20 protein-coding genes, 1 pseudogene and 1 riboswitch are annotated in these 22,670 nt (G+C 72.7%); of the genes and pseudogenes, 15 read left to right on the top strand and 6 right to left on the bottom strand.

What is annotated here, in order from left to right:
- Window positions 1-27 precede the first annotated feature (27 nt).
- The 5 genes from ACFWJW_RS05315 to ACFWJW_RS05295 all read left to right on the top strand — a co-directional run bounded on the left by ACFWJW_RS05315 (window position 28) and on the right by ACFWJW_RS05295 (window position 4,205).
- Window positions 28-747 (top strand): glycosyltransferase family 2 protein, encoded by a 720-nt coding sequence (locus ACFWJW_RS05315; RefSeq protein WP_387235194.1) that lies wholly within the window; start codon window positions 28-30, stop codon window positions 745-747.
- Window positions 744-1,412 carry a DUF2064 domain-containing protein gene (locus tag ACFWJW_RS05310; RefSeq protein WP_387235192.1) on the top strand — a complete coding sequence of 223 codons (669 nt, stop codon included), beginning with the start codon at window positions 744-746 and terminating at the stop codon, window positions 1,410-1,412. Before ACFWJW_RS05315 ends, ACFWJW_RS05310 begins: the two co-directional genes overlap by 4 nt.
- On the top strand, window positions 1,409-2,179 hold the full coding sequence (locus tag ACFWJW_RS05305; protein WP_387235189.1) for a class I SAM-dependent methyltransferase: 771 nt from the start codon (window positions 1,409-1,411) through the stop codon (window positions 2,177-2,179). The genes ACFWJW_RS05310 and ACFWJW_RS05305 overlap by 4 nt, the downstream gene beginning before the upstream one ends.
- Before the next feature lie 25 nt (window positions 2,180-2,204).
- Window positions 2,205-2,639 (top strand): VOC family protein, encoded by a 435-nt coding sequence (locus ACFWJW_RS05300; RefSeq protein WP_387235186.1) that lies wholly within the window; start codon window positions 2,205-2,207, stop codon window positions 2,637-2,639.
- Window positions 2,640-2,786: 147 nt separating this feature from the next.
- Window positions 2,787-4,205 carry a hypothetical protein gene (locus ACFWJW_RS05295; RefSeq protein WP_387235183.1) on the top strand — a complete coding sequence of 473 codons (1,419 nt, stop codon included), beginning with the start codon at window positions 2,787-2,789 and terminating at the stop codon, window positions 4,203-4,205.
- A 27-nt stretch (window positions 4,206-4,232) separates the two neighbouring features.
- Here the strand turns inward: ACFWJW_RS05295 and ACFWJW_RS05290 are convergent, their stop codons facing one another.
- Complete coding sequence (locus tag ACFWJW_RS05290) at window positions 4,233-4,484, bottom strand: hypothetical protein (protein WP_042160019.1); 252 nt, start codon at window positions 4,482-4,484, stop codon at window positions 4,233-4,235.
- A gap of 218 nt (window positions 4,485-4,702) precedes the next feature.
- A complete protein-coding gene (locus ACFWJW_RS05285; protein ID WP_387235180.1) occupies window positions 4,703-5,896 on the bottom strand; it encodes a serine hydrolase domain-containing protein in 1,194 nt (397 codons plus the stop codon).
- Between the two features lie 536 nt (window positions 5,897-6,432).
- Here ACFWJW_RS05285 and ACFWJW_RS05280 point away from each other — a divergent pair.
- Window positions 6,433-7,050 (top strand): isochorismatase family protein, encoded by a 618-nt coding sequence (locus ACFWJW_RS05280; RefSeq protein ID WP_387235816.1) that lies wholly within the window; start codon window positions 6,433-6,435, stop codon window positions 7,048-7,050.
- 132 nt (window positions 7,051-7,182) lie between these two features.
- A complete protein-coding gene (locus tag ACFWJW_RS05275; protein WP_387235177.1) occupies window positions 7,183-7,566 on the top strand; it encodes a VOC family protein in 384 nt (127 codons plus the stop codon).
- 55 nt (window positions 7,567-7,621) lie between these two features.
- Here ACFWJW_RS05275 and ACFWJW_RS05270 read toward each other — a convergent pair whose 3' ends face one another.
- Complete coding sequence (locus ACFWJW_RS05270; RefSeq protein ID WP_387235174.1) at window positions 7,622-8,440, bottom strand: lipase family protein; 819 nt, start codon at window positions 8,438-8,440, stop codon at window positions 7,622-7,624.
- Window positions 8,441-8,679: 239 nt separating this feature from the next.
- Here ACFWJW_RS05270 and ACFWJW_RS05265 point away from each other — a divergent pair, with 239 nt between their 5' ends.
- From ACFWJW_RS05265 to ACFWJW_RS05240, 6 genes and pseudogenes are all read left to right on the top strand, one after another.
- On the top strand, window positions 8,680-9,066 hold the full coding sequence (locus tag ACFWJW_RS05265) for a hypothetical protein (RefSeq protein ID WP_387235171.1): 387 nt from the start codon (window positions 8,680-8,682) through the stop codon (window positions 9,064-9,066).
- Between the two features lie 108 nt (window positions 9,067-9,174).
- Entirely contained in the window at window positions 9,175-9,741 is a 567-nt protein-coding gene (locus tag ACFWJW_RS05260) for a (2Fe-2S)-binding protein (protein ID WP_387235168.1), read from the top strand.
- Window positions 9,738-10,733: an FAD binding domain-containing protein gene (locus ACFWJW_RS05255; protein ID WP_387235165.1), complete on the top strand. Its 996-nt coding sequence runs from the start codon at window positions 9,738-9,740 to the stop codon at window positions 10,731-10,733. Before ACFWJW_RS05260 ends, ACFWJW_RS05255 begins: the two co-directional genes overlap by 4 nt.
- A gap of 66 nt (window positions 10,734-10,799) precedes the next feature.
- Window positions 10,800-12,950: a xanthine dehydrogenase family protein molybdopterin-binding subunit gene (locus ACFWJW_RS05250; RefSeq protein WP_387235162.1), complete on the top strand. Its 2,151-nt coding sequence runs from the start codon at window positions 10,800-10,802 to the stop codon at window positions 12,948-12,950.
- Between the two features lie 140 nt (window positions 12,951-13,090).
- On the top strand, window positions 13,091-13,645 hold the full coding sequence (locus tag ACFWJW_RS05245) for an ATP-binding protein (RefSeq protein WP_387235159.1): 555 nt from the start codon (window positions 13,091-13,093) through the stop codon (window positions 13,643-13,645).
- 70 nt (window positions 13,646-13,715) lie between these two features.
- A pseudogene (locus ACFWJW_RS05240) lies at window positions 13,716-13,868 on the top strand (MFS transporter); the annotation flags it as partial.
- 44 nt (window positions 13,869-13,912) lie between these two features.
- On the opposite strand, the gene ACFWJW_RS05235 reads toward ACFWJW_RS05240, so the two are convergent.
- Window positions 13,913-14,815 (bottom strand): class I SAM-dependent methyltransferase, encoded by a 903-nt coding sequence (locus ACFWJW_RS05235; RefSeq protein ID WP_387235156.1) that lies wholly within the window; start codon window positions 14,813-14,815, stop codon window positions 13,913-13,915.
- Window positions 14,816-15,041: 226 nt separating this feature from the next.
- Between ACFWJW_RS05235 and ACFWJW_RS05230 the strand changes: the two genes are divergently transcribed.
- On the top strand, window positions 15,042-17,099 hold the full coding sequence (locus ACFWJW_RS05230; protein ID WP_387235153.1) for a phosphocholine-specific phospholipase C: 2,058 nt from the start codon (window positions 15,042-15,044) through the stop codon (window positions 17,097-17,099).
- Window positions 17,100-17,159: 60 nt separating this feature from the next.
- Here the strand turns inward: ACFWJW_RS05230 and metE are convergent, their stop codons facing one another.
- Window positions 17,160-19,484 carry a 5-methyltetrahydropteroyltriglutamate--homocysteine S-methyltransferase gene (gene metE, locus ACFWJW_RS05225; RefSeq protein WP_387235150.1) on the bottom strand — a complete coding sequence of 775 codons (2,325 nt, stop codon included), beginning with the start codon at window positions 19,482-19,484 and terminating at the stop codon, window positions 17,160-17,162.
- 172 nt (window positions 19,485-19,656) lie between these two features.
- A riboswitch (cobalamin riboswitch) is annotated at window positions 19,657-19,844 on the bottom strand.
- A gap of 186 nt (window positions 19,845-20,030) precedes the next feature.
- Here metE and ACFWJW_RS05220 point away from each other — a divergent pair.
- Window positions 20,031-21,089 carry an aldo/keto reductase gene (locus ACFWJW_RS05220; RefSeq protein WP_387235147.1) on the top strand — a complete coding sequence of 353 codons (1,059 nt, stop codon included), beginning with the start codon at window positions 20,031-20,033 and terminating at the stop codon, window positions 21,087-21,089.
- Between the two features lie 97 nt (window positions 21,090-21,186).
- Here ACFWJW_RS05220 and ACFWJW_RS05215 read toward each other — a convergent pair whose 3' ends face one another.
- Window positions 21,187-22,317: an Ig-like domain-containing protein gene (locus tag ACFWJW_RS05215; RefSeq protein WP_387235144.1), complete on the bottom strand. Its 1,131-nt coding sequence runs from the start codon at window positions 22,315-22,317 to the stop codon at window positions 21,187-21,189.
- Between the last annotated feature and the right edge of the window lie 353 nt (window positions 22,318-22,670).

Raw genomic sequence — 22,670 nt, 5'->3', positions numbered from 1 at the left:
GTCCGCCTCTGATACGCAGGTGAACGCGTGAGCCACTACCCACCCCCCGTCCGCCGGCCCGCCCTGGTGGACGTCGTACTGCCCTGTCTCGACGAAGCCGCCGCGCTGCCCTGGGTGCTGTCCCGCATCCCGGCCGGCTGGCGGGCGATCGTCGTCGACAACGGCTCCACCGACGGCTCCGCCGAGGTGGCCCGCGATCTGGGCGCCACCGTGGTGCACGAGCCGCGCCGCGGTTTCGGCGCCGCCTGTCACGCCGGACTGCTCGCCGCCGACGCGGACATCGTCTGCTTCTGCGACTGCGACGCCTCCCTCGACCCCGCGCTCCTCGTCCCGTTCGTGCACGCGGTCCACGACGGCACCAGCGATCTGGTGCTGGGCCGCCGCCGTCCCCAGGGCCGCGGCGCCTGGCCGCCGCACGCGCGGGCCGGCAACATCGTGCTGGCCCGGATGCTGCGCCGCCGCACCGGACTGCGCCTGCACGACCTCGGCCCGCTGCGCGCCGCCCGGCGCACCGCGCTGCTCGGACTCGGCCTCACCGACCGCCGCAGCGGCTACCCGCTCCAGATGGTCGTCCGGGCCGCCGACGCCGGCTGGCGCGTCGAGGAGCGCGCGGTGCCCTACCGGCCGCGCACCGGCCGTTCGAAGGTCACCGGCACCTGGCGCGGCACCTGGCACGCGGTGCGCGACATGCGCGCCGTTCTCCGGCAGCCGCCGCTCGCACCCCGTACGGAGGAGACGGCCCGATGATCCTGCCCGCAGTCTCTCCGGCGCCGGCCGGTCCCACCACGGTCCTGGTCATCGCCAAGGAACCGGTGCCCGGCCGGGTCAAGACCCGGCTCACCCCGCCCTACACCCCGGACGAGGCCGCCCAGTTGGCCGAGGCCGCGCTGTACGACACCCTCCGGGCCGTACGCGCCATGCCCGCCCGGCGGCGGGTGCTCGTCCTGGCCGGCCGCCCCGGGAGCTGGCTGCCGGCCGGCTTCGACGTCCGGCCGCAGTGCCCCGGTGGCCTCGACGAGCGACTCGCCGCGGCCTTCGCCGGCAGCACGGGCCCGACCCTGCTCCTCGGCATGGACACCCCGCAGATCACCCCGCAACTCCTCGCCCCGGCACTGGAGTCCGGTGCCTGGGACGGCTGCGACGCCTGGTTCGGGCCGGCCGAGGACGGCGGCTTCTGGGCGCTCGGCCTGGCCACCCCCGACCCCCGGCTGCTGCGCGGCGTGCCGATGTCCACCGAGCACACCGGCGCCGCCCAGCGGGCCCGGCTGACCGCCGCCGGACTCCGGGTGCGGCAGCTGCCGCCGCTGCGCGATGTCGACACCGCGGACGACGCACACCACGTCGCCTCCGCCGCACCCGCCGGCCGCTTCGCCGCCACCCTGGCCCGGCTGTCCCCGGTCACCGCACGATGAGCACCACCGTGCCGCCCACGACCCACCCCGACCGGCGCGACACCGTCTCCTGGGGCGCGGACCCGTACGCCGACGCGCTGCGCAGCGGCCGCGGCCCGCTCTTCCTGCGCCGCAGTGACGGCTGGCTGCTGCCCTTGGAGGTCGAGCGCTGGTGCGCGGGAGCGGACGCCGCCGATCTGTCGGCGCTGCGCCGCTGCGCGGGCAGCGTCCTCGACATCGGCTGCGGCCCCGGCCGGCTGGTCGCCGCGCTCGCCGCGCAGGGCCGGCGGGCCCTCGGCATCGACGTCAGCGCGGCCGCGGTGGCCCGCACCACCGCCATCGGCGGCACCGCACTGCACCGCTCGGTCTTCGACACCCTCCCGGGAGAGGGAACATGGGACACCGCCCTGCTCCTCGACGGCAACATCGGCATCGGCGGCGACCCGCACGCCCTCCTCGCCCGCACCGCCGAACTCCTCGCCCCGCACGGCCTGCTCATCGTGGAGACCACCCCGGCAGACGTCGACGAACGGGTCCAGGTACGGGTCGAGGGCAGCTCCCCCACCCACCACCCCCTGGACGCCCCCTTCCCCTGGGCCCGCGTCGGCACCCCCGCACTCCTCCGCTACGCCTCCGCCACCGCCTGGACCCCCACCGAACAGTGGACCGCACCCCACCCGGCCCACCAGGCCCCGGACACCGGGCGCTGCTTCGTGGCGCTGCGACGCGGCGGTGGGGTCGCGGGAGCGCGGCCCGCGCGACGAAGTGACATCCCAGGGGCTCGGTGACAGCACGCGCCGCTATGGTGTGCCGATGACGTCGATCAAGCAGTTCCAAGTCACCTTCGACTGCGCAGAACCTGAGCGCGTCGCTCGCTTCTGGTGCGAGGTGTTGGGGTACGTCGTACCGCCGCCGCCGAAGGGGTTCGCCACGTGGGACGACTTCGACCGCTCGCTGCCGGCTGAGCAGCAGGGTTCGGCGTTCGCCTGCATCGACCCCTCAGGCGTGGGCCCGCGGCTGTTCTTCCAGCGCGTTCCCGAGGGCAAGGTCGTCAAGAACCGGGTTCATCTCGATGTGCGGGCCGGCACCGGGCTGGTGGGGGAAGAGCGCCTCGCCACACTGGAGGCCGAGTGCGCACGACTGGTCGCGCTCGGCGCGGTATGCGTGCGGGTCATGCGAGCCGATGGGTTCAACGAGTCGTGCATCGTGATGCAGGACGTCGAGGGCAACGAGTTCTGCCTCGACTGAGGGCCGCGCACAGGTCCCGAGGTCAGGGCCCCGACTCGGAGCCGGATCAGGCAAGACGGGACACCGCCCGTCCGCCAAATCTGACGGATCGATGACGCCCCCGCCGCCGCCCGCCCGTTGCCGCCCTGGGGCGCCTAGCGTGCGGGCGTGACCTCCTGTGAGACGCCCCGTGTGACCTCGGAAGAACGCGCCGCGCGCCGCCTCGATCTGGTGGCGGCCGCGGCCGGTGCACTGCTCGTGGTGGCCGCCGCCGTCGTCGGTACCGTCATCGAGCGCGCCAACGGCAGCCTGCATGTCAACTGGCCCCCGCTGTACGCCTCGTGGTCCCCGCATCTGGGGCCCGGTACCCCCGCCGCGGTCGTGATCGCCGTGCTCGTCATCGTCCACGGGCCGCCGCTCGCGGCCCGGTTGCCCTGGCGGCGGCTCGTCGTCCTGGGCTGGGCGGGTGCGCTGGCCTGGACCGGGGCGCTGGCGATGATCGACGGCTGGCGGACGGGGATAGCCGGGCGGCTCACCACCGCCTACGAGTACCTGACCGTCATCGACCGCTTCGACGACCTCGGGCCGGCGCTGCGCGGCTTCACCCACCACATCCTCAACAACGCCCCGGACCACTGGCCCGCCCATGTCGCCGGGCATCCGCCGGCCGCCGTGCTCACCTTCGTCGGTCTGGACCGCATCGGGCTGGGCGGGGGCGGCTGGGCCGGCCTCTGGTGTCTGATCGTCGGCACCTCCGCCGTGGCCGCGGTGCTGATCGCGGTGCGGGCGCTGGCCGGTGAGCCGATCGCCCGGCGGGCCGCCCCGTTCCTCGTCCTGGTCCCGTCGGCCGTGTGGGTGGGCACCTCGGCGGACGGCTATTTCGCGGCCGTCGCCGCCTGGTCGCTGGCGCTGCTCGCCCTCGCCGCCACCCGCCGTACCTTCCCCCAGCTACCGCTGGGAGGTGCCCCCATACCGGCCGCCGCCGCCCTGGCCTCCGGGCTCCTCTTCGGCCTGACCTGCTACCTCTCCTACGGGCTCACCCTGATCGCGCTGATCGCCGCCGCGGTGCTCTGGCTCGCCCGGACCGTGCGCCCGCTGCCCCTCGTGGCGGCCGGGGCGGCGGCCGTCGCCGTCGCCTTCACCCTGGCCGGTTTCTCCTGGTGGGAGGGGTACCTCCGGCTGGTCGAGCGCTACTACCAGGGCGCCGCCGCGGTCCGCCCGTACGCGTACTGGGTGTGGGCCAATCTCGCCTGCACCGTCCTGATCATCGGGCCCGCGACGGTGGCCGCGCTGCGCCGCGTGCTCGCGGCGGCCCGCACCGCCGGGCGCGGCCTCCGCCCGTCCGTCGGCCCGCCGCGGGACCCCGCCGGCCGGCTGGTCGTCCTCGTGCTGGCCGCGCTGCTCGCCCTGCTCGTCGCCGACCTCTCCGGGATGAGCAAGGCGGAGACCGAACGGATCTGGCTGCCGTTCGCCGCCTGGCTGCCGGCCGCCTGCGCCCTGCTGCCCACGGCCCGGCGGCGGGCATGGCTGACCGCCCAGGCGGCACTCGCCCTCCTGCTCAACCACCTGCTGCACACCGGATGGTGACGCTATGTCAGATATCGAGGAAGAGGCTCAGGCGAGGTAGGGGCGGGTCGAGTTCACCCGGCCGGGGCGCAGGATCCGGATCGGGCCGCGGTTGCAGGAGGGGCAGTCGGCGCGGGTCAGCGGGGAGGCGACACGGACGCCCCGGGTGAAGTAGTCGGCGCGCCGGTGGCCGGCCAGATCCGTGGTGTGCCGGATCTCGTACTCCTCTTCCCAGCCGTGTCCGCAGTGCAGACAGACGAACGCATACGCCTCGTGAACCGTCTCGGTGTCCCGTTCCATGATCACCACACCCTTTCCCCGGGCCACGGCGCTCCCGCCAGGACCGGATGCATGCCGCACCTCCCATTATTGCGCTCGGTCACGGGGATGGCGGGGCAAGATTTCCGGGCCGCGCGGAAGCCACCGCACGGCTCGTGACCAGGCACGATGCCGGCACCGGAACCCGGCGGTCGCGGGTGGCCGCCGCCGTGACCGGAGGGACGGCACCCGGCCCGGTCTCAGCTCCGGTTCCGCCCCAACGCCTGGTACACCGCCCGGACCAGCCCGGCGTTGCGCGGGTCCTGGCCCGTCGTGCCGCCGCCGTACTTGTTCATGGTGTACGCGTACGACAGCCGGTTCTCCGGATCGGCGAAGGCGAAGGAGCCGCCCGCGCCACCGTGCCCGAACGCCCGCGGATTGGGGCCCGCCTGGCCCTGGTGGTTGAGCATGTAGCCCAGGCCCCAGCGGTGTTCGTACCCGGCCGGGGCGAGCGCGTCGATCGTCAGATCACGCTCGCCCGGCCGGCTCTGCGACCGGCGCATCGCCTCCAGGGTGCCGCGCCGCACGAGCGTGCCGGTCGCCAGCGCGCCGTAGACCGTGGCCAGCCCGTGCGCACCGGCATGGGCGTTGCCCGCCGGGATCTCGGCCGACCGGTAGGCGGCGCTGTTGACATCGCCGGTGGGGATATACGTCAGCGCCAGCATCACGATGGCCAGCGGATGGTCGGCGAGCGACCGGAACGGCGGCCTCGGCGCACCGGGGAACTGCTCGGCGAGCCGCGCCTCGTCCAGCTGCCCGACCATCTCGGCGCAGCGGGCGTGCTCCTCGGCGGGGGTGCCGATGAACACCCGGGCCCCCAGCGGACCGGTGATCTCGCTGCGCAGGAACGAGCCGAGGGACTGCCCGGTGATCCGCCGGACGACCTCGCCCACGAGGTAGCCGAAGGTCACCGCGTGATAGCCCTGCGCGGTGCCCGGCTCCCACCACGGCGGGGTGGCCGCCAGGACGGCGCACACCCGGTCCCAGTCATAGGCGTGCCCTGCGGGCAGCGGCTCCCGGGGCGCGATCAGACCGGCCCGGTGGCTGAGCAGCCAGCGCACAGGTATGTCCTCCTTGCCGGCCTGCCCGAACTCGGGCCAGTACCGGCTCACCGGCGCGTCGAGGTTCAACTCGCCCCGGTCCACGAGGAGATGGGCGCACAGTGCGGTCATCCCCTTGGACGTCGAGTAGACATTGACCAGCGTGTCGCGCTCCCAGGGGCGGGTCCCGGCGGCGTCCGCGTGCCCGCCCCACAGGTCGACCACCGCCTCGCCGTCCACCGTCACCGTGACCGCCGCGCCGACATCACCGTGCTCGCTGAAGTTCCGCTCGAACGCGTCCCGTACGCCGGTGAATTCCGGTGCGCAGTGGCCGTTGACGGTGGCTGGCTCCACGGTGGTCTCCTCGCGTCGTCCCGGTGCGGTCATCCCGTGCCTCCGTACGTCCGTACGGCGTTCCGTACGGATGATCCGTCCAGGTCGATGCCCGTGGCAACGATGTGCGGCCGGACGGCTCAGCGGCGCGTGTCCGGCGCATGTCGGGTGTCCTGGCGGGCCGTCGGCCGGGGCCACGTGCCGCGCGGCGGATGCGGCGTACGGATCGTTTCGGCAGCTCAGCGGTAGTCCGTGCACGACTGGCGACCGGCGCGGCCGGGCGTGACAGCGGCGGCGGACGGCCGGGGCGAGCGGGCCGGCGAGGCCGGGCGCATGGCTGAATTCCGCCGCGACGGGTGAGCTGTTGGCCGCCCGGCCCGCACCATGGTCATCGTGACGGCGGGGGAGAGCGTGCGGCGAGGGGGAGGGGGAGCGTGGCGATGACGGAGGGTGCGGTGGCGATGGCGACGAGCGTGGGGGCTGCGGAGGTCACGACGACCGCGACCGAGGTGGCGGAGACCGCGACCGAGGCGGCGGAGACTGCGACCGCGAGCGAGGTGGCGACCGCTGGTGACGCTGCACGGCCGGTCGAGGCCGGGGGCTCGCTCCTCCCCGTCGAGGCCCTGCTGCTCGTCGACCTCCAGACGGGCTTCGTCGCGGGGGACGAGGCGGTGCCCGACGCGGCGCGGGTGCTCGACCGGAGCCGTGAGCTGCTCTCCCGGGCCCGCGCCGCGGGGGCACTGGTCGTCCATCTACAGAACGACGGTGAGCCCGGAACCATCGATGAGCCCCACACCCCGGGCTGGGAACTCCATCTGCCCGTGGCGGCCGGGCCCCGCGAGACGGTCATCCGGAAGACCCAGGACGACGGCTTCGCGGGCACCGGGCTCGGTGCCCTGCTCGATGACGCCGGAGTCGAGTCCCTGGCGCTCTGCGGGGTGCTCTCCGAGATGTGCGTCAGCGCCACCGCCCGGACGGCCCTGGCCCGCGACTTCCGGGTCGTCCTGCCGCATGACGCCCACGCCACCTACGACATCCCGGCGGCCCCCGGCATCAGCGAGCGGGTGCCGGCCGCGCTGTCCTCGCGGGCCGCGGAGTGGGCGCTGGGCGACGAGATCGAGATCGTCGCCCGGACCGCCGAGGTCACCTTCACCGCCGCCCGCCCCGGCGCATGACCCTTCCCCCTCCCGACCGGCGTACCGTCTGTCACCCCGGCCGCTTGCCTCCTTCCCACCCCGACCGATGAATCGGCATGCCGGGCGCGGTCCATCTCAGCGACCACACAGGCCACACCCCTGGAGGACGCCATGTCTGCCACCTCATCCGCCGCCCCCGCCGCCGTCCAGCCGATCATCGTCACCCCTGACCTCGACCGGCTCCAGGCTTTCTACCGCGAGCTGGTCGGAGCCGAGGAGTTCACCCGGGTGCCCGAGGAGGGCCCGGTCTTCTTCGTCGGGCTGCGGGTCGGCGGCTCGGAGCTGGGCATCGTGACGGACCCGAATGTCGAGACCGGCACCCCGACCCGGATCCTGCTCAGCATCGCGGTCCAGGACGTCGATGCCCTGCTGGACCGGGTCGGGCCGCTCGGCGGAACGGTGCGGGGCCCGGCCACCGACATGCCCTGGGGGCAGCGGGTCGCCCACATCCAGGACCCGGACGGCAACGCGGTCAACCTCACCCAGCCGGTCTGACCCGGGGGGGGGCGGCCGGTCCGGGCGGGAGGGGTACGGACGCCCGCCCGGCCGGTCAGTTCTGGTTCTTCTCCAAGGCGTTGACGTACGCGGCCATGAAGTGGTCCCGGACACCGTCGGAGGCGGGCGCGAGCAGATCGGCGGTGAGGCCCTGGGCGCGGTCCACCAGGCCGCTGAGCAACGGCATGGTGTGGTGGAGGGCGCCCTGCGCGTCGATGTAGCGCAAGGCGGAGACATGGTGGAAGGCGGGCTCCGGGGGCAGCTGCGGCACGATGTCGTTGTTGTTGACGAAGCGGTACATGCGGTCGGAGAAGGCCGTGTTGAACTCCTTGGACAGCTGCCGGTCGCAGGTGCGCGGCTGGCCGAAGGTGTAGACGCCGTTGGCCGTCACATGCGGCTCCTCGAAATGCAGCCGCGCGCCGGCCAGCATCGCCAGCGCCCCGCCGAGGCTGTGGCCGGTGAACCACACCGTCTGGCGGTTGTCGCGGAACGCGTCGACGGCGGCGCGGACCTGCGGCCAGACGGACTCCAGCGCCTCCCCGAAGCCGTAGTGGACATAGCCCTTGCCGCCGGGGCCGGGCCACGGCGGCGTGGTGGCGTCGGACAGCCAGTCGCGCAGCTTCACCGGCTCCGTGCCCCGGAAGCTGGTGATGATCATGCTGTGCCCGCCGAGGGTGTACGCCTGGGTGTCCTCCAGCGGGAACGGCGGGCGGAACGTGGTGTGGTGGTGGCGCACCCGGTCGAAGCCCCATTCCCGGGCGGTGGCTTCGATGGTCTGCTCGTCCTTGTAGGCGAGCTCGGAGGCGCGCGCCATACAGAGCGCATGGCGGACGGTGTAGCCGGTGGCTTTCTGGTCGATGGTGGCACTGGTCAACGAGGGCTCCTCTGGCTTGGGTCGACGAGGGCTGTGGCGAGGGTCGAGCGCTGCGCCTGAGGAAGCTCCGATCACAGAACGCTCGCGCTGACTACACAGCGTAATCTCTCGATCGGGTGGCCTGCGGGTGCCGCCCGTTCAAACCACTCGTTCGTGCCTCCGGTCGCACACACCGGGCCGCCGGGCGAGCCTGGAAGCGTTCAGCCCCCGGAGGAAGGCCCACGACGGAAGGCCCCACAGTGAACAGCGCGGATCAGGCGGCACACACGGAACACGTATCGGCCGAGGTGATGGTGGAGCTGGAGAGCTGCGCGACGCAGGACGCGCACGCCGTCTTCAGCGCGCTGCGTACCACCTTCACCTCCGACCGGGCGGCGGACGACGTGCCCGAGGAGGTGGCCGGGGCGGGGTCGACCGTGTGGACCTCGACCTTCGACGTGAGTGAGCGCAAGGCCGCGGCCGAGCCGCGCCGGCTGACCGCGCCCGTCATGGTCAGCCTCCAGGGCGGCTACTGGGCGGTCGACCAGCTGTGCAAGGGGCTGGAGTCCGCGTTCGCCGTGCGCGTCCTCGGGATGGCCGCCGGAGACCAGGAAAAGGAAGTCGAGCTGCGGCTGGAGACCCGCTAGCGGTCACCGGCACTCCTGCGGCGGCCGGACCCGCACGGTCCCGGCGCAGGACACGTCCCAGGCCCACGGCAGCCGCCCCCGCGGCCCGGATCGGAAAGGCATGAGCGAGTGGAGCCCACCCATCATCCGCAGGAGCCCGGCGGTGCGCCGTCGGCGGACGGCGCACAGTCCTCGCTGGTGCTGCACCTCAACGGAGTGACGCAGACGCTGACCGTGGACCACCGCACCACGCTCCTGGACCTGCTCCGCGAACGCCTCGGCCTGACCGGCGCCAAGAAGGGCTGCGACCACGGCCAGTGCGGCGCGTGCACCGTGCTCGTCGACGGGCGGCGTGCCAACAGCTGTCTGCTGCCGGCCGTGGCCCAGGACGGGCGGCGGATCACCACGGTCGAGGGCCTCGCCGAGGGGGAGCGGCTGCACCCGCTCCAGCAGGCTTTCCTGGAGCGGGACGCCCTCCAGTGCGGCTACTGCACCCCCGGCCAGATCTGCTCGGCGGTCGGGGTGCTGGCCGAGGCGGCGGCCGGCCTTCCGTCCCACGTCACCCCGCCCACCGCGGACCCCGGCGCGCCCGTCACGCTCACCGACGACGAGATCCGCGAGCGGATGAGCGGCAACCTCTGCCGCTGCGGCGCCTATCCGCGGATCGTCGAAGCGGTCCGGGAGGTGGCGCCGTGAAGCCGTTCGGGTATCTGCGGGCGACCAGCGTCGAGGAGGCCGTACGGGCCGCGGCCGGGCAGCCCGGCGCCCGTTTCCTCGGCGGCGGCACCAACCTCGTCGACCTGATGAAGCTGGGGGTGGAGACGCCGCGGCTGCTCATCGACGTCACCCGGCTGCCGCTCGACCGGATCGAGGAGCTGCCGGACGGCGGGCTGCGGATCGGTGCGATGGTCCGCAACAGCGATCTCGCCGCGGCGGCCGCCGTCCGCGACCGCTACCCGGCGCTGTCGCAGGCGCTGCTGGCCGGCGCCTCGGGGCAGCTGCGGAACATCGCGACCACCGGCGGCAATCTGCTTCAGCGCACCCGCTGCCTGTACTTCCAGGACATCACCAAGCCCTGTAACAAGCGCGTCCCCGGCACCGGTTGCCCGGCCCGCGAGGGGGTGCATCGCGATCTCGCCGTACTGGGCCACTCCGATCACTGCGTGGCCACCCAGCCGTCGGACATGGCGGTGGCGCTGGCCGCCCTCGACGCCGAGGTCCTGCTGCACGGCCCCGACGGGGAGCGGACCGTGCCGGTGACCGACTTCCACCGGCTGCCCGGTGACAGCCCGGAGCGGGACACCGAGATCCGGCCCGGCGAACTGATCACCGCCGTCCGGCTCCCGCCCGCCGCCCCCGGCACCCGCTCGCGCTACCGCAAGGCCCGCGACCGCGCCTCCTACGCCTTCGCGCTGGCCTCCGTCGCCGCCGTACTGGAGGTGCGGGAGGGCACCGTACGGCACGCCGCCCTCGCGTTCGGCGGGCTCGCGCACCGGCCGTGGCGCGCCCGCGCCGCCGAAGAGGTGCTGCGCGGCGCGCCCGCCACCGAGGACACCTTCGCCCGCGCCGCCGACGCCGAACTCGCCGCCGCCCGCCCGCTGCGCGACAACGGCTTCAAGGTCACGCTCGCCCGCAACCTGGCTGTCGGCGTGCTGGCCGGGCTGGCTGTCCCTGCCGATGACCACTGACCACACCACGACCGCCAGGACGCCCCTGCCCCCTCCGCCCCAGCCCCCGATCCAAGGACGCGCGCCATGAGCCCCGAATTCCCGCTCGGCCCCCTCCCGTACCCCCTGGGCGCCCCGCTCGTCCGCCGGGAAGGCCGGGAGAAGGTCACCGGCACCGCCCGGTACGCGGCCGAACACACCCCGCCGGGCTGTGCCTACGCCTGGCCGGTGCCCGCGACCGTCGCCCGCGGCCGGGTGACCGCCGTGGACACCGCGGCGGCGCTCGCCCTGCCGGGCGTGTACGCGGTGCTGACCCATGAGAACGCGCCCCGGCTCGCGGACGTCGGCGATCCGACCCTGTCGGTGCTCCAGGACGACCGGGTCCCGCACCGCGGCTGGTACGTCGCCCTCGCCGTCGCCGACGGCCTCGAAACCGCCCGCGCCGCCGCCGGGGCCGTCCGCGTCCGCTACGAAACCGCCCCGCACGACGTCCTGCTGACCGCCGACCACCCCCGGATGTACGACGCCGAGACCGCCAACGGCGGCTATCCGGGAACCCGCGAACGCGGCGACTTCGAGGGGGCGTTCGCCGCCGCGCCCGTCACCCTCGACGCCACGTACACCGTGCCGCCGCTGCACAACCACCCCATGGAGCCGCACGCCTCCACCGCCCGGTGGAGCGACGGCCATCTGACCGTCCACGACACCAGCCAGGGCGCCACCAAGGTCTGCGAGGACCTCGCCGCGCTGTTCCGGCTGGACCGCAGCGAGGTCACCGTGGTCTCCGAGCACGTCGGCGGCGGCTTCGGCTCCAAGGGGACGCCCCGCCCCCAGGTCGTCCTGGCCGCGATGGCCGCCCGCCACACCGGGCACCCGGTCAAACTGGCCCTGCCGCGCCGGCAGCTGCCGGCGGTCGTCGGCCATCGCGCACCCACCGTCCAGCGGGTCCGCCTCGGCGCGGGCGACGACGGCGTCCTCACCGCCCTCGCCCATGAGGCGGCCACCCACACCTCCACCGTCACGGAGTTCGTCGAGCAGGCCGCGGTCCCGGGGCGCGTCATGTACACCTCGCCGAACAGCCGCACCGTGCACCGCGTCGTCCCGCTCGACGTACCGACGCCCTCCTGGATGCGCGCACCGGGCGAGGCCCCCGGGATGTACGCCCTGGAGTCGGCCGTCGACGAACTCGCCGTCCTCCTGGACATCGACCCCGTCGACCTGCGGATGCGCAACGAGCCGGACACCGAGCCGGACAGCGACCGCGCCTTCAGCAGCCGTCAGCTGGTCGGCTGTCTGCGGGAGGGCGCGGAGCGCTTCGGCTGGCTGCCCCGGGACCCCCGGCCCGGCGTCCGCCGGGAGGGCGATCTGCTGCTGGGCACCGGTGTCGCGGCCGCCACCTACCCGGTCTACGTCGCCGCCTCCTCCGCCGAGGCGCACGCCGCCACCGACGGCGGTTTCCGCATCCGGGTGAACGCCACCGACATCGGCACCGGCGCCCGCACCGTGCTCGCGCAGCTCGCCGCCGGTGTCCTGGCCGTGCCCGAGGAGCGGATCCGGATCGAGATCGGCAACAGCGATCTGCCGCCCGCGATGCTGGCCGGCGGTTCCGCGGGCACCGCGTCCTGGGGCTGGGCCGTCCACAAAGCCTGTACGGCGCTGCGGCACCGGCTCCGGGACCACGTCGGACCGCTCCCGGCCGACGGGCTGACCGCCGCCGCCGACACCCGCCGGGAGACGGCCGAGGGCTCCCCGTACGCCCGGCACGCCTTCGGCGCCACCTTCGCCGAGGTCCAGGTCGACACCGTCACCGGAGAGGTCCGGACGCGGCGGCTGCTGGGCGTCTACGCGGCCGGCCGCATCCTCAACTCCCGTACGGCGCGCTCCCAGTTCATCGGCGGCATGACGATGGGGCTGGGGATGGCGCTCATGGAGGGCAGCGTGCTGGATCCCGCGTTCGGTGACTTCGCCGAGTGCGATCTGGCCTCGTACCACATTCCGGCCTGCGCCGATGTGCCGCTGATCGAGGCGCACTGGCTGGAGGAGGAGGATCCCCACCTCAACCCCATGGGCAGCAAGGGCATCGGGGAGATCGGCATCGTCGGCACCGCGGCGGCCCTCGCCAACGCCGTCCGGCACGCCACCGGGGTCCGGTTCCGCGACCTCCCGCTCACCCCGGACAAGGTCCTGCCGCGGCTGGTGGACCGGCCGGGGGAGGGCCGGGCCGGCGGACTCCACTGAACCAAGATCAGTTGCGGAACCCGCCCGGCCGGGTCACCATGACAAATGACCCATACGTGATTATTGCTCACTCTTCGTGTTTCGGGGTTCGTTGGTCCAACGAGGTGAAGGGCGTGAGCCTCGCGGTGAGGAGCCACGACATGACACTTCCCAGCGACCGGCACTACACGGTCGAACTGCATGCTTCGGCGGAGCGTGTGCCGCAGATCCAGCGGATTCTGGCCGCGCACCTGCGGTACTGGGATCTTGAGCTGCATATCCCGCCCGTATGCCGGGGAGTGGCGGAACTCCTGACCAACGTCCATCGCCATATCGGCCCGGACGCGCCGTGCGTCGTCGAACTCCGCTGGACCGGCCGGCACCTCACGGCCTCCGTCGCCGACCAGGGGCCGCGGCTGCCGAAGTTGCTCAGCGCGGGCGGCGGCGGGCTCTCCAGAGTGGCGGCGCTGAGCGACAGTTGGGGCACCTGTGGCACCCCGGACGGCAAGGTCATCTGGTTCACCCGCCGGGTCGAGGCGGCCCGCAAGACGCCGCTGACCAGCCGCACCCCGCTGCGCAGCGTGCCCGACGCGAAGGGCCAGCCGGCGGTGCCGCCGCCCGTGCCGGCCGAGCCGCTCGCCGAGCCCGTACGGGAAGCCGTCGCCGAGACCGGCGCCGAGACTCCCGCGGCCTCGTCCGAGGCGTCGCTGGTCTGACCCGCCGCCAACGAAGCGCCGTCAACGAAGTGGCGAGGTGTTGACGCCGACCGCGGTCGCGCCTCGCCCGGACACCATCGTCCGGCTGTCCGGTAACCGCCTGGTCGCGACCCACTACGGGCTCTACAACACCATCTGCGGTATCGGCATCACCCTCGGGAATCTGCTCACCGGCGCCCCACCGGACGCCTCCCGGTCCGCCGGACTGCCCGCCCCGCCTTGGGATCGCCCTCCCGGCCCCTCACCGGATCCGGGCCGTCGAGCCGGTCATCGCCTCCGGGCCGTCACCAGCCACGCCGCGCTGCCGAGCGTGACGCCGTCGGAGCCCTGGTGTTCGGCCAGGGCATCCCGCAACGCGGTCACCGTCTTGGCCCGCGCTTCCGCACTCGCCTCGGCGAGCATCGCGCGCGACCCCGGCATGTCGAGTTGGTAGGCCACCACGTCGTCCGGATCGGGGCCCATCCACATCGGCTCGTCGACGGCGCTGATCGTGACCTCGTCGAATCCCGTGCTGTCCAGCAGCTTCTTGATCCGGTCGGCGTCGGCGAGTGAGAACGGGCCCGGGGCGCCGGGCGCATCGAGCTCGGGCAGCTGTACATACGGGGCGATGGCGTCCATCGGCACCGTCAGATAGGCATTGTCCCGCAGGCTCCGCCAGCACAGGAACGCCAACTGTCCGCCCGGACGCAGCGCTCGGGCGATATTCGCGAACGCCGCCTCCGGGTCGGCGAAGAACATCACCCCGAAACGGCTGATCGCGATGTCGAAGGCGCCGTCCTCGAAGCGATGGACCTGGGCGTCCCCTCGCTCGAAGGTGATCTGCGGCAGTCCGGAGCCCGCGGCCTGCTTCCGGGCCGCGGCCAGCATCGGCGCCGACACATCGACGCCGAGCACCGACCCCTCGGCGGCGGCCCGCGCCGCCTCCAGGCTGGTCCCGCCGCTGCCGCATCCGATGTCCAGCACCCGGCTGTCCGCCCGGATCCCGGCCGCCGCCATTAAGTGCGGGGTGAGCAGGCGATACCGTGCCTCCTGCCTTTCCCGCTGCTGGACCCAGTACCGTCCGTCGTCCCCGTTCCAGGTCTCGGCCTGCCCGGCGTTGCCCGCCGCGATCTCGTCGGGCAGCGGTGTCCCGCCGTCCCCGGCCACGGCCTGATCCTTACCCTGTCTCATTATTCCCCCTTGTGTGAAATGTTCGCGGGTGGCTGTACGACGTCGCCGACCAGGGAGTTCGTCGCACGTACCCCGATGTGCCATACCTGCGACACCCCCCCTTCCCTGGCGCTCGTTCCTCTTGGAACACTCTGCTGACCGTGGTTCCGCACCACTCCTCACACAACCGCACACCAACACCCGTCATTTCGGCAACTCCCCCACAAGCGAAGAGGTTCCCAGCCCCATGCCTGAATTGAATCGCCGGCGTTTTCTCCAGATCGCCGGCGCCACCGCCGGTGCCTCGGCCCTGACGAGCAGCATCGCCCGTGCCGCAGCCATCCCCGCCAAGCGAAGCTCCGGATCCATCAACGACATCGAGCACATCGTCGTCCTGATGCAGGAGAACCGTTCCTTCGACCACTACTTCGGCTCGCTCAAGGGCGTACGCGGCTTCGGTGACCCGCGTCCGCTCGTCCTGGAGAGCGGGAAGTCCGTCTGGCACCAGCCGGACGGCGACAAGGAGGTGCTGCCCTACCACCCGGACGCCGAGGACCTCGGCATGCAGTTCATCGCCGGCCTCGACCACGACTGGGCGGGCGGCCACAAGGCATGGAATAACGGCAAGTACGACAACTGGATCGCCGCCAAGACCGCCGGGACGATGGCCCATCTGACGCGTAAGGACATCCCGTTCCACTACGCGCTCGCCGATGCGTTCACCGTCTGCGACTCGTACCACTGCTCGTTCATCGGGGCGACCGACCCCAACCGCTACTACATGTACACGGGTCACGTCGGCAACGACGGCAAGGGCGGCGGCCCGGTCCTCGGCAACGAGGAGGAGGGGTACGACTGGACGACGTACCCGGAGCGGCTGGAGAAGGCCGGGATCTCCTGGAAGTTCTACCAGGACATCGGTGACGGCCTGGACGCGGACGGCAAGTGGGGCTGGATCGACGACGCCTACCGCGGCAACTACGGCGACAACTCCCTGCTCTTCTTCAACCAGTACCGCAACGCCAAGCCCGGCGACCCGCTCTATGACAAGGCCCGCACCGGCACCAACGCCAAGGAGGGCGACGGCTACTTCGACCGGCTCAAGGCCGATGTGAAGGCCGACAAGCTGCCCAAGATCTCCTGGGTCGCCGCCCCCGAGGCATTCTCCGAGCACCCCAACTGGCCCGCGAACTACGGCGCCTGGTACGTCTCCCAGGTGCTGGACGCGCTCACCTCCAACCCCGAGGTGTGGAGCAAGACCGCGCTGTTCATCACCTACGACGAGAACGACGGCTACTTCGACCACGTCCTGCCGCCCTTCCCGCCGGCCTCCGCCGACCAGGGCCTGTCGACCGTGGACACCACGCTCGACAGCTTCGGCGGCAACGCCAAGTACTCCGCGGGTCCCTACGGCCTCGGCCAGCGCGTCCCGATGCTCGTCGTCTCACCCTGGAGCACCGGCGGTTTCGTCTGCTCCGAGGTCTTCGACCACACCTCCATCATCCGCTTCATGGAGCGCCGCTTCGGCGTCCACGAGCCGAACATCTCGCCCTGGCGGCGCGCCATCTGCGGCGACCTGACCTCCGCCTTCGACTTCGGGCTGGAGAACACCAAGCCGGCCTCGCTCCCCGCCACCGACGGCTACCAGCCGCCGGACAAGGAGCGGCACGACAGCTATGTGCCGAAGCCGCCGGCCAACCCCGTGCTGCCCAAGCAGGAGCCGGGCTCCCGCCCCGCCCGCCCGCTGCCGTACGAGCCGCTCGTCGACGGGTCCGCGACCCCGTCCACCGGCCGCTTCACCCTCACCTTCAAGAGCGGCGACAAGGCGGGCGCCTGCTTCACCGTCACCGCGGGCAACCGCACCGACGGCCCCTGGACGTACACCACGGAGGCCGGCAAGAAGATCTCCGACACCTGGAACACGTCCTACTCCAAGGACGTCTACGACCTGTCCGTCCACGGCCCGAACGGCTTCCTGCGCACCTTCAAGGGCAACGGCAAGAAGACCGGGCCCGAGGTGACCGCCCGCCATGACAAGACGGCCGGCCGCGTCGTACTCACCCTGACCAACCCCGGCCGCACCGACTGCCACCTCACCGTCACGCAGGCTTACGGCGGCCCCGCCGAGACCTACCCGGTCCGGGCGGGCGCCACCGTCAAGAAGTCGGTCGACCTGCGGGCCAGCAAGCGCTGGTACGACCTGTCGGTCACCTCTGACACCGACCCCGCCTTCCTGCGCCGGTTCGCCGGCCATGTGGAGACCGGCGAGGTCGGTGTGAGCGACCCGGCGATCATCACCGGCTGAGCCGCCCACGACGGGCCGGGACCGGCGCCCCCACGGGTGCCGGCCCCGGCCCGCACGGCGTCAGGAAGCCCCGCCGGGCAGCCCGCCGCGGACCTCCCGGGCCGCGGTGACCAGGTTCTCCAGGGCCTCCCGCACCTCCGGCCAGCCACGGGTCTTCAGACCACAGTCCGGGTTGACCCACAGCCGCTCGGCCGGAATCGCGGCAAGTCCCTTGCGCAGCAAGGCCGTTGCCTCGGCCACGTCCGGGATGCGCGGCGAGTGGATGTCATAGACCCCGGGCCCCACCTCGCGCGGGTAGCCGGCCGTGGCGAGCTCCGTGGCGACCTGCATATGGGAGCGGGCCGCCTCCAGGCTGATGACATCGGCGTCGAGGTCCTCGATGGCCCGGAGGATGTCACCGAACTCCGCGTAGCACATATGGGTGTGGATCTGGGTGTCCGGACGGGCCCCGCCGGTGGTGAGGCGGAACGCCTCGGTGGCCCAGGCCAGGTACGCGGCGTGGCCGGCCGCACGCAGCGGCAGCGTCTCGCGCAGCGCGGGCTCATCGACCTGGATGACCGAGGTGCCCGCCGCCTCCAGGTCGTTCACCTCGTCGCGCAGCGCGAGCGCCACCTGGCGGGCGGTGTCACCCAGCGGCTGGTCGTCGCGGACGAAGGACCAGGCGAGCATGGTGACCGGGCCGGTGAGCATGCCCTTGACCGGCCGCTCGGTGAGCGACTGGGCATAGCGGGTCCAGCGCACCGTCATCGGCTCGGGACGGGAGATGTCCCCGGCCAGGATCGGCGGCCGGACATAGCGGGTCCCGTAGGACTGCACCCAGCCGTGCTGGGTGGCGAGATAGCCGGTCAGCTGCTCGGCGAAGTACTGGACCATGTCGTTGCGTTCCGGTTCACCGTGCACCAGGACGTCGATCCCGGCCTTCTCCTGGAAGGCCAGCACCTCGCGGATCTCCGCCGAGATCCGCTCCTCGTACCCCTCGGCGTCCAGCCGCCCGGCCCGCAGCTCCGCCCGCGCCGTGCGCAGCGCGGCGGTCTGCGGGAACGAGCCGATGGTGGTGGTCGGCAGCAGCGGCAGCCGGAGGTGCGCGCGCTGGGCGGCGGACCGCTCGGCGTACGGCTGGGATCGGCGGCCGTCGGCCTCGGTGACGGCCGCGGCGCGGGCCCGCACCGCCGGGTCACGGGTGAGCGCCGAGCCCGCCCGGGAGGCCAGGTCCGCGCGGCTGGCGGCGAGTTCGGCCGCGATGGCGCCGGTGCCCCGGGACAGACCGCGCGCCAGCGTCACGATCTCCGTGGTCTTCTGCCGGGCGAAGGCCAGCCAGCGGGCGATCTGCGGGTCGATGTCCCGCTCGGCCCCGGTGTCCAGCGGGACGTGCAGCAGCGAGCAGGAGGACGACACATCGACCCGCTCGGCCAGTCCGAGCAGCGTGCCCAGGGTCGCCAGCGACTGCTCGTAGTGGTTGATCCAGATATTGCGGCCGTTGACGACGCCGGCGACCAGCCGCTTGCCGGGCAGCCCGCCGACCGCCGCGAGATCCTGGAGGTTGCCGGCCGCGGGGCCGGTGAAGTCCAGCGCCAGGCCCTCGACGGGCGCCTTGGCCAGCACCGGCAGCGCCTCGCCCAGCCGGTCGAAGTACGAGGCGACCAGCAGCTGCGGGCGGTCGGTGAGCGCACCGAGGTCCCGGTAGGCGCGGGCCGCGGAGTTCAGCACGGCGGGGGAGCGGTCCTGCACCAGCGCCGGCTCGTCCAGCTGCACCCAGCGGGCGCCGGCCGCCCGCAGATCGGCGAGCACCTCGGCGTAGACGGGCAGCAGCCGGTCGAGCAGCGTCAGCGGATCGAAGCCGGCCGCGACGCCGGGCGCGGGCTTGGCCAGCAGGAGGTAGCTGACGGGCCCGACGAGGACCGGCCGCGCGGCGAGTCCGAGGCCGAGTGCCTCGGTCAGCTGGGCGACCTGCGCGGCGGAGTCCGCGGCGAAGACCGTGTCCGGCCCCAACTCCGGGACGAGGTAGTGGTAGTTGGTGTCAAACCACTTGGTCATTTCCAGCGGCGCCACGTCCTGGGTGCCGCGGGCCATCGCGAAGTAGCCGTCCAGGGGGTCGGCGGCCACCGCGGCGCGGTGCCGCGCCGGGATCGCGCCGACCATCACGCTGGTGTCCAGGACGTGGTCGTAGTACGAGAAGTCGCCGGTCGGCACCTCATGGACGCCGGCCTCGGCGAGCTGCCGCCAGTTGGCGCGGCGCAGACCGGCGGCGGTGGTACGGAGCGCGTCGGCGCCGACGCGGCCCTTCCAGTAGCCCTCGATGGCCTTCTTGAGTTCACGGTTCGGCCCCTGACGGGGGTAGCCGTGCACGGTCGCTCGTGCTGCCGCGGCTGCGGACCTGCTGGTCACGGAACTCTCCTTCGCGAGTCTGTCTCCATGGACCACGGGACAGTCGGGGGCGCGAAGGAACGGCAAACCCGGCGGGACCCGGCGCTCTTCCGCCGGCCGTGCCCGCCCGATGTGTCCGCCGACCCGCCCTCGAGGTCACCGAGATCACCCCGCACACCGGTCGCGCGGGGGCACTGGCAGGTCTTCGGACTCGCGGGCACATCCGCCGAAGGCGGACATCTACTGGCCGTCGCTTCCCAGACCCGGCCGGGCCCAGTGCGTATGACGGCGGTCGTTCCCACTCACCGCTGCGGGGCAGTCCCGGAATTCCACCGGGTTCCCTCTTGCGACGCGCCTGCCTGGCGGGCAGGGCGAACCAGTTGCACGCGCCAGCCTAGGCGCTGCCGCCCGCGGGGGACACCGCCACCGGACCTCCCATAGGTGACATCGGCCACCGCCGGGACGGCAACGCGCCCCCGCCCGCGGTGCCGTGGCTTGCCCTGGAGTGCGCTCCAGCTCCTAGCGTGGGCGCACGACTTACCGCTGTCGCTGAACGAAGGGAACCTCGTGCGCTACACACTGTTCGGCAGGACCGGTCTGCGGGTGAGCGAGCTGAGCCTGGGCGCCATGACCATGGGCGACGACCGGGGCCAGAGCGCCGCCGAGGACACCAGCGGCCGGATCCTGGACGCCTACACGGACGCGGGCGGCAACTTCATCGACACCGCGAACATCTACACCGGCGGCGCCTCCGAGCGGATCCTCGGTGGGCTGCTGGAAGGCCGCCGGGACCGCTTCGTCCTGGCGAGCAAGTACACCTGCATGACCCACCAGGGCGATGTGAACGCGGCGGGCAACCACCGCAAGAACCTGGTGCGGTCGGTGGAGGCGAGCCTGGACCGGCTGCGCACCGACCACCTCGATGTGCTGTGGGTGCACGCCCGGGACAACTTCACGCCGGTGGAGGAGGTCATGCGGGGGCTCGATGACGTGGTGCGCTCGGGAAAGGTGCTCTACATCGGGGTGTCCGACTGGCCCGCCTGGGAGATCGCGCAGGCCAACACCCTTGCCGAACTGCGCGGCTGGACCGCGTTCGCGGGCTCGCAGCTGCGCTACAACCTGCTGGAGCGGACGCCGGAGCGGGAGCTGCTGCCGCAGGCCCGCGCCTTCGATCTGGCCGTGCTGGCCTGGGCACCGCTCGCGGCCGGCAAGCTCACCGGCAAGTACCGCCGCGGGGAGACCGGCCGGCTGGCCACCGCGGACGACGGCGCCACCCCGAACCACCTTGAGGAGGAGACCCTCACCGCGGTGCTGGAGGTCGCCGAGCAGGGCGGCTGGAGCCCCGCACAGGTGGCCCTGGCCTGGCTGCGCAGCCGGCCCGGCAACATCATTCCGATCATCGCGGCCACCAAGGAGAGCCAGCTGCGCGACAATCTCGGCGCCGTCGACCTCACCCTGGACGCCGACGCGCTGGACCGGCTCGACCGGACCAGCGAGGTGCCGCTGGGCTTCCCGCACGACTTCCTGCGGCAGCCGGGCGTCATCGAGAACGTCTACGGCGACCGCTGGGCCGAGATCGAGGACCGGCGCTCCACCCACCGCCGTACGACGAGCGACATCCGCTGACCGGACGCCGCAACGCGGGTCGCCCCAAAGCCGGACGCCGCCGCCTGAGCAGTCAGGCGGCGGCGTCCGTTCGGCTACCGCGGGAGCGCGGGCCGGGTCAGCGCAGCGCGCTGCGCTGCTGCCACTGCTGCCAGCTCTCCTGCCAGACCTCCAGGCCGTTGCCGACGTCGGTCTTGTTGGTGTTGGTGGTGTTCTTGACCTCGACCGTGGAGCCGATGGTCAGGAAGTCGTAGGCCCTCTTGGCGTCCGAGGTGGTCATGCCGAAGCAGCCGTGGCTGTTGTTCTCCACGCCGATCGACTTGTTCCACGGGGCGGAGTGCAGGAACGTCCCGGAGGCGGTGAGGTGGGTGACCCACTTGGAGTCCAGCATCCACTCGCTGCCGTGGCCGATGGTGGCGGAGTCCATGGTCTCGGCCGCGTTCTTGCTGCGGACGGTGTGCACCCCGCCGCGGGTCGGGTCCTGCGGGGAGCCCGCGGAGCCGGAGATGGTGCCGACGCTCTTGCCGTTCTCGTACATCGTCATGGTGTGCGAGGGGACGTCGATGACGGCCTTGTGGTCGGCGCCGATGGTGAAGCCGAAGTTGTAGTCCCGCGCGAACCAGCCGCCGTCACCGGAGTTGATACCGGACAGCGCGCCCTTCACGGAGACCTTGGTGCCGGACGGCCAGTAGTCCTTGGGCCGCCAGTCGATCCGGTCCTTGCCGGAGTAGTCCTTGACCCAGCCCCAGGAGCCCTCGACCTTGGGCTGGGTGGTGACCTTCAGCGCCCGCTCGATCTCGGCCTGCCGGTCCTTGGCCACCGGGTTGTCGAAGAGGATCGAGACCGGCATTCCGGTGCCCACGGTCTGGCCGCCGGACGGGGTGTTGGTGAGCTTGTTGACCTTGCCGGCCTGCTCCGTGGTGAACTTCGAGGTGGCCGAGGACTCCTTGCCCCCGTCGGACTTGGCCTTCGTCCGCACGGTGTACGTGGTCCCCGGCATGACCTTGCCGTCCGACTTCCAGGCCGCGCCGTTGCCGGAGAGCTCTCCGGCGACCTTGCCGCCCTTGTCGTTCTCGACCTCGACCGAGGTGAGCTTGCCGCCGTCGGCCCGTATGGATATCTGGGAGCCGAGCTTGGCCGGGGTCTTTCCGGCGGCCGGGGTGACGGTCACCTTGGTGGCCGGCTGGTCGGCCTTCGACGCATCGGCGCCGCCGCCGCACGCGGTCAGCAGCGCGGCAGCCGCGGTCACGGCGGGTATCAACCGGGCGGAGTGGCGACGTGGTCCGGCGAGCACGGGGATCCCTTCACAGCAGAACAACTGACAGTGGCGGAGCCCGGGCCCGTGAGGGGAGGACCGTCAAGGGACGCCAATGCCCCCGCCGCATAAGCAGAGGGGCTGTTCGCTGAAGTGGTTGTCTCGTGCACCGGAGAAATAGGACACAGTTCGATATCGGGGCGGGAAACCGCGACGGCGGGGGGGCGGGCCGGCGCCCCCCCCCCCCGCCCGCGCCCCCCGCGCCGCCCCCCGCCCCACCGCCGCCGCTCGTAAGGCGCGGGGGTCCACCGCGACCTACACCGCGCTCTCGTCCGGCCGTTCAGCGC

Source organism: Streptomyces sp. NPDC127097 (genome assembly GCF_042724075.1).
Taxonomy (GTDB): Bacteria; Actinomycetota; Actinomycetes; order Streptomycetales; family Streptomycetaceae; genus Streptomyces.
The sequence above is the reverse complement of the archived record's forward strand: the minus strand, read 5'-3'. Positions and strand labels throughout refer to the sequence as shown.

What these genes read in the sequence shown, in the direction of transcription:
- ACFWJW_RS05250 (WP_387235162.1), top strand. Translation starts at nt 10,800, where the DNA reads ATGAGCCCCGAATTCCCGCTCGGCCCCCTCCCGTACCCCCTGGGCGCC.
- ACFWJW_RS05230 (WP_387235153.1), top strand. Translation starts at nt 15,042, where the DNA reads ATGCCTGAATTGAATCGCCGGCGTTTTCTCCAGATCGCCGGCGCCACC.
- ACFWJW_RS05300 (WP_387235186.1), top strand. Translation starts at nt 2,205, where the DNA reads ATGACGTCGATCAAGCAGTTCCAAGTCACCTTCGACTGCGCAGAACCT.
- ACFWJW_RS05245 (WP_387235159.1), top strand. Translation starts at nt 13,091, where the DNA reads ATGACACTTCCCAGCGACCGGCACTACACGGTCGAACTGCATGCTTCG.
- ACFWJW_RS05310 (WP_387235192.1), top strand. Translation starts at nt 744, where the DNA reads ATGATCCTGCCCGCAGTCTCTCCGGCGCCGGCCGGTCCCACCACGGTC.
- ACFWJW_RS05290 (WP_042160019.1), bottom strand. Translation starts at nt 4,484, where the DNA reads ATGGAACGGGACACCGAGACGGTTCACGAGGCGTATGCGTTCGTCTGT.
- ACFWJW_RS05305 (WP_387235189.1), top strand. Translation starts at nt 1,409, where the DNA reads ATGAGCACCACCGTGCCGCCCACGACCCACCCCGACCGGCGCGACACC.
- ACFWJW_RS05275 (WP_387235177.1), top strand. Translation starts at nt 7,183, where the DNA reads ATGTCTGCCACCTCATCCGCCGCCCCCGCCGCCGTCCAGCCGATCATC.
- ACFWJW_RS05235 (WP_387235156.1), bottom strand. Translation starts at nt 14,815, where the DNA reads ATGAGACAGGGTAAGGATCAGGCCGTGGCCGGGGACGGCGGGACACCG.